The following is a 14,041-nucleotide window of genomic DNA, read 5'->3' as shown; positions in this document are numbered from 1 at the left end:
TGCCAGCAAATTATGAATAGAGGCAACTTAGATGACTGTTACCTGTTTTATTGAATACAAGATCGATCCGTTTAAGCTTGATGCTTTCCGGCAGTATGCTGAGAACTGGGGCAAGATCATTCCCAATTGTGGCGGACGACTATTAGGATATTTTCTACCTTCTGAGGGCACCAACTTTCAGGCCTTTGGTATTATTAATTTCGATAGCTTGGCTCATTATGAACAATATCGAAAACTGCTTAAGCAGTCTCCTCAGGGCAGTGAAAATTTTCAGTTTGCGACGAGAGAGAAGTTTATTCTTGAAGAGAAGCGAAGCTTTTTAAATGCTGTGCCAGAAACCTACCTGAAGTTCCCACAGGAAAATCACTGATGATCGCCGTCATATTTGAAGTTACACCAAAGCCTTCAGGAAAAGACAAATATCTGGCCGTTGCAGCCGACCTAAAAGAACACCTAACCAGCTTCGATGGATTTATCTCTGTCGAGAGATTTCAAAGCCTCAATCAGCCAGAAAAAATTTTGTCACTCTCTATTTGGCGGGATGAAGAATCTGTAGTGAGCTGGAAAAATCACAAGGCTCACTGTGATGCACAACACCTAGGAAAAAAACAACTATTTGACACCTATCGTATAAGGATTGGAAAAATTCTTCGGGATTACTCTATGCAATAAATCAACAGTCAAATTTGACTCAAACTATAAAGCCTCTGCATCTTGTTCTTTTACTGAAAAACAGAACGCAGAGGCCCCCATTCCTAAAAACGTACCGACCAAAATAATCGAATTACATTGGCAGAGAAACTATAAGCGGGTTCGTCACCGGGACTGATAGATGTAGCTGAACCGTGTACTGTGACATCGAGAAAGTCATCGTAGTCAAATAGAATATGATCCCAGTAAAGATTAATTGTATTCCTGCGATTTAATAGAGACCAGCGCCGTGGCAACTCATAGGACACTCCCAGGCCAAGGGCCAAGGTTGTGAAATTGCTCAACTCCTTATCACGAGCACGAAAGTTGGTAGCGTTGAGATAGGGAAAAAGGTCGCTGTAAAAATCTGCACTACTCTGCTGATAGTAACGGATCTTTCCTTCAAAAACCCACTCGTCTTGTTCTTTCCAAGGATGGGTATAGCGAAACTCTACATTGTCTGCAACGATTCCCCAACTATCCGCATAGTGTCGATACTCCCCTTTAATCGCTGCGCGATAGGGCAATCTATATTTGGCCCTTAGGGCAACCGCATCACTGTTTCGAGTTCTGGGGTAAACCTCGGCCTGATAGCTAAATCCTGTTCCAGATGCTTCATCGAGATACCTAACACTGCGATAAGGGTTGTTGAGATACCCTTCATCCGATACAGTTTCGACACTCACCTCTGCAATCAGCTTTTGCGTGAGAATCTGATTCCAACTAAATGCGTAGCGACGGTGTTGCGCTTCCTCGGCAAAATTATCGTCGCCATTGCGGAACACATCATCACTTCCGTAACTAACCCGCAGGTCGATAGTACTTAAATCGCCAAAGAAACCCTGACTGATGCCGAAAGCAACGGTTTGTGCCTCGTAGTCATTCTCAGAACTGTTGGTGTACCCCACGCTGATCGTAGTTTTATCCACCAGGTAGTCAGCGCCCAAAGAGTACTCATCCCGTTGCTCCGAATACTCACTGGCCGTGGCCTCCACATCAATAGAGGCCCCGGAAATCATGTCCACATAGTAATTGGCAGACAGGGAAACATTATTGCCAACATTCTGGCGAATCAATACTGAAGGCCCATCAATGGTCACTCCACCACCGCTATAGGCGTGATACATATTGTCTGCCCGCTCTTCGGGAAGCACTGCGGCCACGGCAGCGAGCGGTGCCAAAAATGCCAACCCGCCCCAGCGAGATAGAAGCTTAGTTACAACCACATCCACCTCCACTGCCTCCTTCAGCTCCACGCGCAGCTTCGCGAGCTTCATACACGTGATTCATATAGCGAGCAGCTACCGGATCCTGCTCAAAGCCCATAATAGGATCCGCAAGAAATTGCCGTTCGTAGGGTGCAATCCACGGGTTAACAGTGCAACCTGTACTCATCAAGAAAGTGCAAACTAGCAATAGTGCACGCATGACACTACTCCCGAATCAATTCCTTAATCATTTTTTTATAGGCAGCTTCATCCCCATCACGATAACCTTTATGGATATAGCGAACGTTGCCATCACGATCAATAAATACGGTGCTGGGCATAGCGGCAACACCATACATTTTGCTCACTTCCCCTTTGCTATCAAAAAGAATCGGAAAATCCACTGGAATTTTCGCTAATAGCGAGTCCGCATCCTTACGCTGTGCATCCACATTGACTCCCCAAACCTGGAAGCCAGCAGCTTCATAGCGAGCATGTAGCTGATCCAACAGCGGCATTTCCTGACGACAAGGGCCACACCAGGAAGCCCAGAAATTCAGCATAATGACATCGCCGCGCTGCTCTGCAAGCCTCAAATTTCCGCCTTGGTTGGAACTCAAGGTAAAATCCTTAGAGGGCTCTGCGGCGGAAGCCTGTGACATCGATAAAAGCAGCGTCAGGAAAGCAGCCAGGTATTTCATGGAAGAGTCCTTGTTATTTTTTGATGATCAATTAAAAAAAGATAGTAAGTCCCAATTGGGCAGACAGATTATTGGTGACTTGGGCCTCGCCAAATAATTCATGCTCAAAAACATGGTCGCGAACATCCAGGCGCACTGCGAGCCAATCGTTGGCAAGCATTCTCACTCCTGCACCAAAGTTGTAAGTGAAGTGCTCCTCGTCAGCAAACGAGGTATTTCCCACACCTCCCGCAACATAAAAATTGGCATTAAAAGCCCAGTCATCAAATACAAAGTACTCACCCTGGAAAATATTCCAGCCCACAGAGGTATTGTAATAACTGAGTTCACGCTGCTCATCAGTCAACAGCGGTGCTGCACCGCTCAATCTTTCAAAGCTGGATTCTCCCAACTCAGTCTGGGCATAGGTGGCCTCAATAAAGAAATCTTCGCTGATATGGTAGGCCGCTGAAGTGCCGTACAGGGAGTTTGAGCCAAAATCCTCGACATTGATAACACCAGCAAACAAACCAATTTCTATATTTTCACTATCTATCAGGGCGTCACGTATCTCTCGCCGCTCCAGTTCAGGTGCGACAATATCCGCAAGTACTTCATCATCCTGCTGAGCACTGCATACCTGGGTCCCCACCAGTGCGGAAAGCGCCGCAGAGCCTACAGATATACGTCGAAACCAAGTTTCCACTCGACTATCTCCTGATTATTTTCCTGCGTAGTAAGCAAGTAGTGATTTGTGTATTCAGCCCTGATGGCAAAACGGCGCGATAAGTAAGTACGCAACCCTACGCCCGCCAACATCGTTGTATCTTGCCGATCTTCGGTGGCAACGATAGTTGCGTTTGGAGAGGTAACATTTATCCCGGCTCCCAAAACAAAATAAGGGGATATTTTCCAACGTGGAAATGGCTGGTGGACCATTGCCACCTGATAGACTTGGCTGTCTGAATAGGAACCTACCGCCTGGGTTGCACGTATTTCAGTAGCCAGATTGGCAGTAAATTGGTAGCCCAGGCTAACTCCCAGGGATTCCGCTCCAGCAAAATCACCGTAATTCAAACCTAGGTAAAAGTAACCGTCGTCAACATCGGAAAAATCCGGCAGAGGAACTCGAACAATTTCTCCATTTTCTCCGTAGATTTCACGTAAGTCGTCAACTTTTACCCAGCCACTTTTATTGCGTGAAGTAAACACTTTTACCCAGTCGGTGCGGCGTTTAAGCAGCCAAATTTGTTCACCATACTCAGCGACATAGAATATCGGGTAACCGCGCCCCGGGCCTCGGTAAATATTAATAAATGCATTACCGACTGTAACCGGCTCTGCATCCTCAAGGCCTTTATATTTTTTCTCAGTCTCAGTCTCAGTCTCAGTCTCAGTCTCAACCAATTCTTCTTGTGGGGTTTCATCTGAAGAATCAGATTCCATCAAAGTTCGTTCAGAAGAAGCCTGCCCAGAAAAAAGTAGCAGCAATACAAATACCGCGAAACTGCCAATAGAATTTTGGTGTAACTTCAACATGGTTTAATCTGCCGGCGCCGCAAAAGGATCGTTATAGTATTGAGCGCCAATATCAAACCACTCGGCAATCAAGCGCAACTCGGCATCTTCTAAGTACCCTTGGTGTGCGCCACCATTTTCAAAGAGAGAAAAAAACGAGCTCTCAAGAGCAGAGCTCGTCAAGGGAGAGGAAATATTGACGGTAACCATTACCGGGATCGGATCACCGTTACTGTCGAGAACTAATTCGCCATCCTCATCAACCTCGTAAACAGGATTTCCATCATCATCAAATTCCTGTACGAGCCGCGGTGTTAGCACCCCACTGGATAACTCCAATTCAGCGCGATCGGCCACCAGCTCGGAATAGGAAACAAACCAAGCATCATTAACAGAGGAAGCCGAGGTTGTAAGATCTAATTGCCCATCGGGTATTTGAGTTGCTCCAGCAGCATCAACAGGAGAGTGACAGCCTGTACAGGTATAATCAGCTATTACTGCTCCTGTACTATCCAATACTTCACGGGGGAAATCCCAGAGCGGCTGAATATGTTGTTCATAGTGAATGACGATTCGACAGTTACTTTCCCACTCTGTTAAACAGGTGGATTCCACCGGTGCATCCGTACTCAAATCACCGTATGAAAGCAATAACTCATCATCCTTAGTCCGTACCGCAGGATCAGTCCATAAATCGGTAAAGTGTAGATCTCCTTCAAGTGCCGCCTCACCAATATACCGGGCCAATAATTGAGCCATGGTCTCGCCCATTTCCGCCAGTAGCGCGGGCTCAGTATTGGCAAATGGTGCTGCCGAGGTCGGTGCTCCAACCCAAGCTGATTCCAGCTGCATATCCGTGCGGCCATGAGGAGCTTCGCTATCGCTAGTATGACAACCGTTACAACTGCGCACTTCACCCGCTTGTAGTTGTAACCAGTTGTTATGACTATCGAAAATGCGTTTTCCATCCGCATCGACAACGGATATTGCCAGGGGCATATCTGCGGGAACTTTTACCCTTACGGAACCGTCGGGCTGGATTGGGGTATAACCCAATATTTCACGCATGCCCTGATTACCATTGCGGCCAAATGCCGCTCCATCAAAGTCCAGAACATCATCATCGGGAATGCCCACGGCCTTGGAAATTTTCAGGAATCGTGCAGGCCGAAAATCTGCTGTGGTTTGGGCGGGATCCGCCAAGGTTTCGATTCCGGCAATATCTTCACCATCAAAATCATAAACACTGCGAATATCCAGGATTCCGACAGATTCCTCCACCAGATCCGCATCGACATCGACTCCCGGGACGGGGTCTGGAATATAGGTGGGTTCAGTGCGAGGCTCCAGAGTAACCCCTTCGGATATCATTTCTCCCTCTTCCACAACCACAATAGGAAGCTGGGTACCGGCGATATAATCGTAAATCCACAGGCCGTAGAGTGGGTCTGCCAATTGAACTTCTTCGTCTTCGGTAAGAGTATCCGGGCAGGTCTCCAGCAGCTCGGTTTCTTCATTGATAACCCGGCATTCACTCCAGGTTACCAACAAACGACTTGTCCCATCGTAGAATGGCCATGCGGAAGCAAAAGTACCATGGGGAGAAATAGTATCGTCGGTAGTGACTTCTCCAACAGTGATAGAAGCCTGCCCGACCATTTCACCACTTTGCTCCTGCTCACTGTAGGCTTCGCTATAAACAATTCCATCGATAGTCACGAGATCGCCACCATAAGTGAGCCCAGAGGGAGCGCGCAACGTTACCAAAAGGCGGCCATCCGGCATTTCGTGCGGTCGATTGAAGGCGGCCTCAGTCTCTTCTGTACCCGTATTTTGACTGTGATAACCGTAATAAACCGCCAGGTCAGAACCATCTGGATTTACTGTATATAAGCTTAATTTATCGATACCTGCCGCATTGTCCCAGCGGTTAAACAGGACCCGTCCATCGCTCAATACAACTGGATTTAAATCATGGCTCTGATTAAACGATATTTGAGTGATATCGGTTCCGTCCGCTTCCATTACATGGAGTACAAATGCCGGCTCCTCTCGATTTTCAGTCAGGGCCGAGAATTGCGGTTTACCGTCATCCAGTAAAAGAGCTCTGGAGCGCCGCTGGCGGGTAGAAGAAAAAATAATGCGTCCATCGGGTAAAAAAGCGGGAGCGATATCCTGGCCTTCTTCAGCAGTTAAATCTGACTCAATTACCCGATTGAGTTCTTCTGTTTCGGTGTTGTATACCCAAATATTCCAGGTAGGCTGCTCATCGTCATCAGCGTCTTCTATTTCCGGTGCCCGCATAGCAAATATAAGCTGGCTGCCATCTGCTGAAGTATTCAGATCTTTTACATCGTAATCACCGTCAAATATATTTGCAGTAATGACAGTTTCTGCAGCACTGGCGGTTGCACGCTCTTTTAAAATCAGTTGAGCTCCGGCAAAAAATTCCCCGGGCTCATAAATATTATCCTGAAGGAGACTGCCATCATCGTCACTACTTAATTGACGAAGTACAAAAGCAACAGGATAGTCCTCCACCACGGGATCTTCGGCTTGGTCTTCACCACCACTGGAACTGCCACCGCCACTACAGGCCGTCACCAATAGCAAAAGCGGTAGCGCACGCAAACATTTCATTTTTGTTATCCACCCGGGTTTGGCACGAGCAGCACACGCCTTTTTTGTGCTCTTAGCCTAAGAACTTTTTTATACGGCTTTGACCGCTGAGGCTAATTCTCGCAAGTTGCGCACAAAAAGTTTGCCAACTGGGACGCAAATATTGAAAGTCATTCTGACATTGTTGAAATCTGCTTTTAGACTGCTTTGCCACATCCCAGTGATCTCACCGACAAAAATAGTCCAATGAAAAATAATTCGTCTCGAGCGCGTGTACTCCGGCTCACCACGGTAACCGCACTGCTCGGAGTAGGTTTGTGGAGTAATTCTGCCCTATCAGCATCGCAGGACCAGGCTCTCCAAATTCACAGCCGCATCACCGGAACCATTCCCAGCGAGAGTGTATTGCTGGATATGGCAGAGGATATAGAAAACGGTGATCCCACCGCTGCGGCGTATACGGCAATGGAGAATGACGCCTTCTATAATGTCACTCTAAAAAATCTGGCCACTCCCTGGACTAATGAGGAGCAGGACGTATTTGAACCATTAAATGATTACACTGCGACGGTAATCGGCATGGTTCGGGACGATATGGACTTCCGCCAACTGCTCTCGGCAAATATTCTCTACACCGGTGATATTTCTGGCCTGCCCTCCTACAACACGGGAAATAATGACCACTACGAGACACTGGAAGCCGGGGGTTATTCCCTGCAGGATAATCTGGTGCAGGAAGCTCAATCCTCTCTCAATGGTCTCCCCGCAGATGCCACCGCCGGCGTTCTTACCAGCCGCGCCGCCGCCAAGGCTTTTTTTAGTGCGGGAACCAATCGCGCCATGTTTCGCTTTACCATGCTCAATCACCTGTGTAACGACATGGAGCAGGTGCAGGATACTTCCCGCTCACCGGATCGTATTCGCCAGGATGTAAGCCGCAGCCCTGGGGGCGACAGTCGGGTATTCCAAAATAACTGTATCGGTTGCCACAGCGGCATGGACCCCATGGCACAGGCATTCGCTTACTACGACTATGTATACGATGCAGACAATGATCCCGATGGTGAAGAGGGAGCCCTGGATTACAACGCAGCCGGTGATATAGATCCAGAAACCGGCAGCCGTGTTAAGGCCAAAAATCTGATCAACAGCGGCAATTTTCCCCACGGTTTTATTATTCCCGACGACAGCTGGGTTAACTACTGGCGCGAGGGCATAAATATGCATCTGGGCTGGAGCGACACCTTATCCGGCAACGGCAACGGCATCAAATCCCTGGGAGAGGAGTTGTCTAACAGCCGAGCTTTCGCCAAATGCCAAGTAACTAAGGTGTTTCGCCAAGTTTGTCTGCGCGAGCCGGAAGATTCTACCGACCGCAACCGAATCGAAACTATTACCGATGACTTCAGCAATACCGGCTACAAACTTAAGCAGGTATACGCAGACACTGCGGTTTACTGCGCGGGAGATTAAAAAATGAAAACCTATAAAAGTCTCCCAGTGATAGAAAATACACTGATAGTTCGCACGCTTCGTATCGCTTCACTGTTTTGTGCTGCCCTGGCAATCAGTGCCTGTAGTGGTGGCAGTGGAGAGGGCACCGAAAGCCAACCGGATACCAGCGACAACGATGGCACCGCTGCCTATTCCGGACCGGATCCTGAAACCGATGATGTCAATCAATATAAACAGTACATCTGGGATAACCTGGCGGCGACAAATCGATGCGGCAGCTGTCATATTGAAAATAACCAGAGCCCACATTTTGTCCGCGGCGATGATATCAATGCTGCCTACGATGCCGGGCGTGAGTTAATTAACTTATCAGTTCCCGATGAATCCCGTTTGGTAACCAAGGTTGGTGGTGGGCACAATTGTTGGCTTTCCAGCGATGATGCCTGTGCGGAAATTATTACCAACTATATCGAGGAATGGGCTCGGGCTAGCGGCGGCCTAAGCAATACAATCACCCTTGTCGCACCTGTCGAGCGTGAGGTGGGTGCCAGTAAAAGTTTCCCCGAATCCAGCGGCAGCTTTAGCACTACAGTTTACCCTCTGTTGCGCAGCTATTGTGCCAACTGTCACAGTGAAGATGCGACAACGGCACAAACCCCCTACTTTGCCAGCTCTGATGTCGATCTCGCCTACGCATCTGCGGTCAGTAAAATTAACCTGGATTCTCCGGCCGACTCCCGTTTCTCTGTGCGCCTGGGCAGTGAATTTCACAACTGCTGGGATGACTGCTCAGATAACGAAGCGGAAATGACTGATGCGATCCAAGCCTTTGCCGACACTATCAGTGTCACCGAGGTAGACCCCGACTGGGTTATCAGTAAGGCACTGCGCCTCACAGATGGCATTGTTGCGAGTAGTGGCGGCCGTATAGAGAGCAATGCAATTGCTCTCTATGAATTTAAAACTGGCAGCGGCACCACTGCCTACGATACCTCCGGAGTTAACCCTGCAATTGATCTCGCCCTATCTGGCGATGTGGAGTGGATCGACTCCTGGGGGCTGCAATTGAAGGGGGGTAAAGCACAGGGGGCTACTGCAACCAGCAGCAAACTTTACGATACCCTCACAGCCACCGGTGAATACTCAATTGAAATCTGGGCGGCACCCGCCAACGTCTCACAGGATGGGCCCGCGCGTATCGTCACCTATTCCGGTGGCGATGATATTCGCAACTTCACTCTCGGCCAGGATCAATACAGTTACACCGTGCAAAACCGCAATGACAACACCGATGCGGACGGTATGCCTGCCCTGGCAACCGATGATGCCGACCAGGTTGTACAAGCCAGTCTCCAGCATGTGGTGGCCACTTACGATCCAATTAACGGACGCAAGCTTTACGTTAACGGTGCAAATACCGGGGAGCCAGACCCAAGTGAATCCGGTTTACTCTCTACCTGGGACGATACCTTTGCTCTCGCAGTAGGCAGCGAAGTCAGTAACGGCAACAGTTGGGAAGGCTCCATTCGCCTTTTGGCAATTCACTCCCGCGCCCTATCGGAAGAGGATATTGCTACCAACTACGAAGTCGGCGTCGGTGAAAAATATCTGCTGTTATTCAAAGTTGAAGAGCACACAGGCATTGCCGAAAGCTATGTCATGTTTACTGTGCAGCAATTTGATAATTATGCCTATCTGTTTAGTGAACCCACCTTTGTCAGCCTCGACGACAGTGTCGATCCATCTGGAATCGCCATTGAGGGAATGCGTATCGGTATTAATGGCCGCGAAGCGGAGGTGGGCCAGGCCTGGTCCAAGTTATCCACTGCAGTCGACAATAGCTACGTAGCAGGTGAGGGCCAGCAGCTTTCCAGGCTCGGGACCATTATCACTCTGGATAAGGGCCCCCTCGATGATGAATTTTTCCTGACCTTCGAAAAAATCGGCAGCGAAACCTATAACCGGGTTGAGGCCACTCCAGCTGAACCTGCGGATGCCGCTGATCTGGAAGCGCAATCGCGCATAGGTCTGCGCCGATTTGAACAAATCCATGCAAGCCTGTCCCAGGCGACCGGAGTCTCCATGTCCCACCCGGATATTTATGAAACCTGGGAAACTGTGAAACGCCAGCTTCCGGTTGAAAGTGACATTGAAGGATTCCTCGCTGCACAGCAAATGGGTATTACCCAGCTGGCAGTGAAGTATTGCAGCACCCTGGTGGACTCCAGTGAGCGCAGCAGCTACTTCAGTGGATTTGACTTCAGCGCTTCCGCAGACACCGCCTTCGACAGCGCCAGCAAACGCGCGCAGATAATTGATCCGCTCATGGAAGGTTTGCTTGGCCACGAGATGAACTGGCATGACGGCAGCGTCTCGCAGCTTGCCAGCGCCCCGGACCTGGCCTCTGTAGAGACAGAACTGGATACGCTTATCGACACCATGACCGCCTGTGGCAGCAGCTGCGATTCAGGTCGCACAGAAACTACGGTGAAAGCCGTATGTGCTGCCGCCATGGGCAGTGCCATGATCCTGATTCACTGATCGCATAAAAAAGACTAGCGGCTTTGTCGGCAAAACTTTCGCCGGTAAAGCCCCTCCACAATAAAGAGCCGGCACACCGAAAACTATATCCGGGAATATTATGAGCAAGAAAAAACACTTTGATCTGGACCAGCCCCTACGGCACCCGGACCACCACCGCCCGGTAACACGCCGCGACTTTCTCGCTCAAGGCTTCCGAGCGGGTATGGGAACAGTGCTGGGCGGTTCTGTCTTCAGCTTGTTTGCCAATCCCCGTAGTGCCCATGCAGCCCTTTCCTCGGACCTGGAAGCACTGCGAAAAACCAATGGCGGCCCCTGCGATGTCAGTGCATTCGGTGCCGGTAAAATTCCTTTTATTTGTTTCGATCTCGCCGGCGGCGCCAATATCGCAGGCTCCAATGTGCTGGTAGGTAAAGAGGGCGGACAAATGGATTTTCTCGGCACAGCCGGCTACAACAAGCAAGGCCTCCCCGGAGATATGGTTCCCTCCCTCGGTGATGAATTTATCAATACTGACCTGGGTCTCGCCTTCCATAGTGACAGCGGTATGTTGCGAGGCATTCTGGAAAAAATCGCTGCTGGCACAGCATCGGCGACCAACGGTGCTGTTATTCCCGCTCGCTCGGAAAATGACACCGGCAACAACCCACACAATCCCATGTACGGTATTAACCAGGCGGGAGCCAACGGTTCCCTGCTGGCCCTGATCGGCTCCAGCTCCAGTGATTCCGGTGGCAACTCCATGGCTCCTTCCGCCATGATCAACCCCGAAGTTCGCCCCACCAAAGTGGATCGCTCTTCCGACGTTACCGGCCTTGTAGATGTAGGAGACCTGGTGGGGCTGCTCAGTCAGGAGGACACTGTCGCAGTGATGGAGTCCATGTACCGTATCTCCGAAGCAAAACTCAGCAACGTAAATACTAAAGTCAGCACCGATGCAGTCATTAAAGACCTGGTGCGTTGCGGCTATATGAAAAGTGCTGACCTGGCTGATCGCTTTGGCAACCCGGCCGATTTAAATCCCGAATCCGATCCTGATATCGTCGGGCCATCCGGTGTTTTTACCAGTTCAGAATTGAGTGGAGACAGAGAGTTCCAAAAGACCGCCTCAGTGATGAAGCTGGTCGTCAATGGATATGCCGGTGCAGGCACTATTACCATGGGTGGCTATGACTACCATACCGGCGACCGGGCCACAGGAGAGATTCGCGATTTGCGCGCTGGGCGCTGTATTGGCGCTTGCCTGGAGTATGCCGCCCGCCGCAACCAGCCCCTGATGATTTACGTTTTTAGTGATGGTTCCGTTTTCTCCAACGGAATGCTGGACGACTCGGTAGAGGGCCGTGGCAAAGGCGTCTGGACTGGCGATGACCAACAGACAGCCGCCTCATTTTTCCTGGTATACAACCCGGCGGGCCGACCACAATTACTCGGTGGCACAGCGGACGAGCAGGCGATTCACCAGCAACTAGGCTATATGCGCAGCTCCGGTGACGTAGAAACAACGTCCACCCCAGCCGCTAACAACGTCAATTTATTAGTGGAAACTGTAGTGCTCAATTATATGGCCCTGCACGGTGAGCAAGGTAATTTCTCAACCTTATTTCCGAATCACGGTCTCGGCGATAGTAACTTACAAGACAGTATGACTGCCTTCGCCCCCATTATTTAAGTTGGATAAGTGATGTTCCGCTTTTTTAAATTGCTATTACTGTGTAGTGCCACACTTTGCGCAATTCCTTCGGTGGCCGAATGGCACTACGCTGAACGTGCAATTATGGGAACCCAGGTTCGCCTGCAACTTTGGCACGAGGACGGCATTGAAGCCGAGCACCTTATTGAGGAGGTCATGACAGAGTTTCATCGACTTGACGATCAGCTCTCACCCTATAAGGAAAACAGTGAACTATCACTCGTTAACCGCACAGCTGGCCGGGGAAACGTCAATATTTCCAAAGAGCTCACCAACCTGATTGATAAATCCCTTTGGTTTAGTCAGCTCACCGATGGTGCATTCGATATCAGCTACGCCACCCTGGGCAAGCACTATGATTTTCGCCAGCAGAAACAGGCAGACGCCCAGCTGACGGACTCGTTGTTAGAAGCGTTGAATTACCGCCACTTAAAACTGAATAAAAAGGCCAATACACTCCGTTTTGGCCACGAAAACACAAAAATAGATTTAGGGGGCATTGCCAAAGGCTATGCGGTTGATCAGGCAATTGAGATCCTCAAGCAGGCAGACATTTGCTGCGCCAGTGTCAGTGCCGGTGGCGATGCACGCATGCTGGGAGATAAACAGGGGCAACCCTGGTTAGTGGGTATTCGCCACCCCCGTGAAAAAAGTAAAAATGCTGCGGTTATCCCCCTGCGTGATATTGCTATCTCTACCTCAGGTGATTACGAGCGTTATTTTATTGATGAGCAGCAGGATAGAGTGCACCATATTTTTAATCCATCCACAGGAAAACCCTCGGAAACTTCTGCAAAAGACACTGATAAGTTGATTAGTGTCAGCATTATTGGCCCCCGCGGCTTTGATACCGACCCCCTTTCTACCAGTGTGTTTGTTCTGGGAAAAGAGAAAGGCTTGGCACTTATTAATCGATTGCCCCAATTTGAAGCAGTAGTTATCGATAGTAACCGGAAGTTGTTTTTCAGTCGCGGTTTGGAGAATCTTTGAGTAATCCGTTTTATCTTCATAGAAAATTTGCCAACAAGATCACATCAGATCGTTGATCCCCTGACATAATTTGCGCCGACCAAAGAATAATGCCAATTCCTATCAAAAGGTCTGCCATGAGACGCCCCTTTCAGTGCTTTATTTTATTTATCGGCCTTTTAGGCTCTGCGTTTGTGCAGGCTCAGGAAAGCGATTTATCTGCGGAGAAATTGGAAGAATTAAAGCGCGATGTACTTAAATTAAACAGGGATTTATTGATTCTTGAAGAAGATTTGCTCTATCCCGCACAGAGCCAAATCGCCTTTTATGTGTCTATGGATGTAGGCCACTATTTTACTTTGGATGCAGTAAAGCTACACATCGATAACAAGTTAAGTGCAAGTCATCTGTATACGGAACATCAGCGGGAAGCGTTGATTCGCGGTGGTATTCAACCGCTTTACAAAGGCAACCTAAAATCCGGTGATTACACTATTTCTGCTTTTATAACTGGCCTTGGGCCCGAAGGGCGCGAATACAAGCGGGCAGCCAAGTTGGAATTGAATAAAAGTGATGAGCCCGCCGTTATTGAACTGGTTATCTCAGACAACTCCGGAAAACAACAGCCGGAGTTTGAGTTGGTGCAGTGGCCAACGCCCTGATTAGCC

At 49.3% G+C, this 14,041-nt stretch carries 13 protein-coding genes; 7 read left to right on the top strand and 6 right to left on the bottom strand.

From position 1 onward, the window contains the following. Positions 1-31 precede the first annotated feature (31 nt). Together ACJJIS_RS00380 and ACJJIS_RS00375 are read left to right on the top strand one after the other, a co-directional pair. Positions 32-370, top strand: coding sequence for an NIPSNAP family protein (locus ACJJIS_RS00380; RefSeq protein WP_444906971.1), 339 nt, complete (start codon positions 32-34; stop codon positions 368-370). Beyond that, positions 370-672 carry an antibiotic biosynthesis monooxygenase family protein gene (locus tag ACJJIS_RS00375; RefSeq protein ID WP_444906970.1) on the top strand — a complete coding sequence of 101 codons (303 nt, stop codon included), beginning with the start codon at positions 370-372 and terminating at the stop codon, positions 670-672. Before ACJJIS_RS00380 ends, ACJJIS_RS00375 begins: the two co-directional genes overlap by 1 nt. 83 nt (positions 673-755) lie before the next feature. Here ACJJIS_RS00375 and ACJJIS_RS00370 read toward each other — a convergent pair whose 3' ends face one another. The 6 genes from ACJJIS_RS00370 to ACJJIS_RS00345 are packed head-to-tail and all read right to left on the bottom strand — an operon-like array spanning position 756 to position 6,736. Continuing rightward, complete coding sequence (locus ACJJIS_RS00370; protein ID WP_413663670.1) at positions 756-1,967, bottom strand: DUF3570 domain-containing protein; 1,212 nt, start codon at positions 1,965-1,967, stop codon at positions 756-758. After that, positions 1,903-2,118 (bottom strand): DUF4266 domain-containing protein, encoded by a 216-nt coding sequence (locus ACJJIS_RS00365; RefSeq protein ID WP_413663671.1) that lies wholly within the window; start codon positions 2,116-2,118, stop codon positions 1,903-1,905. The genes ACJJIS_RS00370 and ACJJIS_RS00365 overlap by 65 nt, the downstream gene beginning before the upstream one ends. 4 nt (positions 2,119-2,122) lie before the next feature. Further along, positions 2,123-2,599: a TlpA disulfide reductase family protein gene (locus ACJJIS_RS00360; protein WP_413663672.1), complete on the bottom strand. Its 477-nt coding sequence runs from the start codon at positions 2,597-2,599 to the stop codon at positions 2,123-2,125. A gap of 31 nt (positions 2,600-2,630) precedes the next feature. Next, positions 2,631-3,284 carry an outer membrane beta-barrel domain-containing protein gene (locus tag ACJJIS_RS00355; RefSeq protein WP_413663673.1) on the bottom strand — a complete coding sequence of 218 codons (654 nt, stop codon included), beginning with the start codon at positions 3,282-3,284 and terminating at the stop codon, positions 2,631-2,633. Next, positions 3,254-4,117: an outer membrane beta-barrel protein gene (locus ACJJIS_RS00350; protein WP_475709190.1), complete on the bottom strand. Its 864-nt coding sequence runs from the start codon at positions 4,115-4,117 to the stop codon at positions 3,254-3,256. The genes ACJJIS_RS00355 and ACJJIS_RS00350 overlap by 31 nt, the downstream gene beginning before the upstream one ends. A 3-nt stretch (positions 4,118-4,120) precedes the next feature. Beyond that, the gene (locus ACJJIS_RS00345) at positions 4,121-6,736 is read right to left on the bottom strand and encodes an HzsA-related protein (RefSeq protein WP_475709189.1); all 2,616 of its coding nucleotides are present in this window, start codon (positions 6,734-6,736) and stop codon (positions 4,121-4,123) included. A 225-nt stretch (positions 6,737-6,961) separates the two neighbouring features. On the opposite strand from ACJJIS_RS00345, the gene ACJJIS_RS00340 reads away from it, so the two are divergent. From ACJJIS_RS00340 to ACJJIS_RS00320, 5 genes are all read left to right on the top strand, one after another. Then, positions 6,962-8,188 (top strand): hypothetical protein, encoded by a 1,227-nt coding sequence (locus ACJJIS_RS00340; RefSeq protein WP_413663676.1) that lies wholly within the window; start codon positions 6,962-6,964, stop codon positions 8,186-8,188. A 3-nt stretch (positions 8,189-8,191) separates the two neighbouring features. Continuing rightward, the gene (locus ACJJIS_RS00335) at positions 8,192-10,711 is read left to right on the top strand and encodes a LamG domain-containing protein (RefSeq protein WP_444915261.1); all 2,520 of its coding nucleotides are present in this window, start codon (positions 8,192-8,194) and stop codon (positions 10,709-10,711) included. 100 nt (positions 10,712-10,811) lie between these two features. After that, positions 10,812-12,383, top strand: coding sequence for a hypothetical protein (locus ACJJIS_RS00330; protein WP_413663678.1), 1,572 nt, complete (start codon positions 10,812-10,814; stop codon positions 12,381-12,383). 12 nt (positions 12,384-12,395) lie between these two features. Continuing rightward, positions 12,396-13,394 (top strand): FAD:protein FMN transferase, encoded by a 999-nt coding sequence (locus ACJJIS_RS00325; protein WP_444940488.1) that lies wholly within the window; start codon positions 12,396-12,398, stop codon positions 13,392-13,394. 116 nt (positions 13,395-13,510) lie between these two features. Next, the gene (locus tag ACJJIS_RS00320; RefSeq protein ID WP_475709188.1) at positions 13,511-14,035 is read left to right on the top strand and encodes an AraC family transcriptional regulator; all 525 of its coding nucleotides are present in this window, start codon (positions 13,511-13,513) and stop codon (positions 14,033-14,035) included. Positions 14,036-14,041: the final 6 nt, after the last annotated feature.

It is taken from the genome of Microbulbifer maximicatervae (SeqCode), assembly GCF_056231245.1.
This window is presented reverse-complemented; position numbering and strand designations above follow the sequence as displayed.

Bases quoted from the DNA above. Each gene is read 5' to 3' on its own strand.
- ACJJIS_RS00380 (WP_444906971.1), top strand. From the start codon at position 32: ATGACTGTTACCTGTTTTATTGAATACAAGATCGATCCGTTTAAGCTT.
- ACJJIS_RS00375 (WP_444906970.1), top strand. From the start codon at position 370: ATGATCGCCGTCATATTTGAAGTTACACCAAAGCCTTCAGGAAAAGAC.
- ACJJIS_RS00370 (WP_413663670.1), bottom strand. From the start codon at position 1,967: ATGAAGCTCGCGAAGCTGCGCGTGGAGCTGAAGGAGGCAGTGGAGGTG.
- ACJJIS_RS00365 (WP_413663671.1), bottom strand. From the start codon at position 2,118: ATGCGTGCACTATTGCTAGTTTGCACTTTCTTGATGAGTACAGGTTGC.
- ACJJIS_RS00360 (WP_413663672.1), bottom strand. From the start codon at position 2,599: ATGAAATACCTGGCTGCTTTCCTGACGCTGCTTTTATCGATGTCACAG.
- ACJJIS_RS00350 (WP_475709190.1), bottom strand. From the start codon at position 4,117: ATGTTGAAGTTACACCAAAATTCTATTGGCAGTTTCGCGGTATTTGTA.
- ACJJIS_RS00345 (WP_475709189.1), bottom strand. From the start codon at position 6,736: ATGAAATGTTTGCGTGCGCTACCGCTTTTGCTATTGGTGACGGCCTGT.
- ACJJIS_RS00340 (WP_413663676.1), top strand. From the start codon at position 6,962: ATGAAAAATAATTCGTCTCGAGCGCGTGTACTCCGGCTCACCACGGTA.
- ACJJIS_RS00335 (WP_444915261.1), top strand. From the start codon at position 8,192: ATGAAAACCTATAAAAGTCTCCCAGTGATAGAAAATACACTGATAGTT.
- ACJJIS_RS00330 (WP_413663678.1), top strand. From the start codon at position 10,812: ATGAGCAAGAAAAAACACTTTGATCTGGACCAGCCCCTACGGCACCCG.
- ACJJIS_RS00325 (WP_444940488.1), top strand. From the start codon at position 12,396: ATGTTCCGCTTTTTTAAATTGCTATTACTGTGTAGTGCCACACTTTGC.
- ACJJIS_RS00320 (WP_475709188.1), top strand. From the start codon at position 13,511: ATGAGACGCCCCTTTCAGTGCTTTATTTTATTTATCGGCCTTTTAGGC.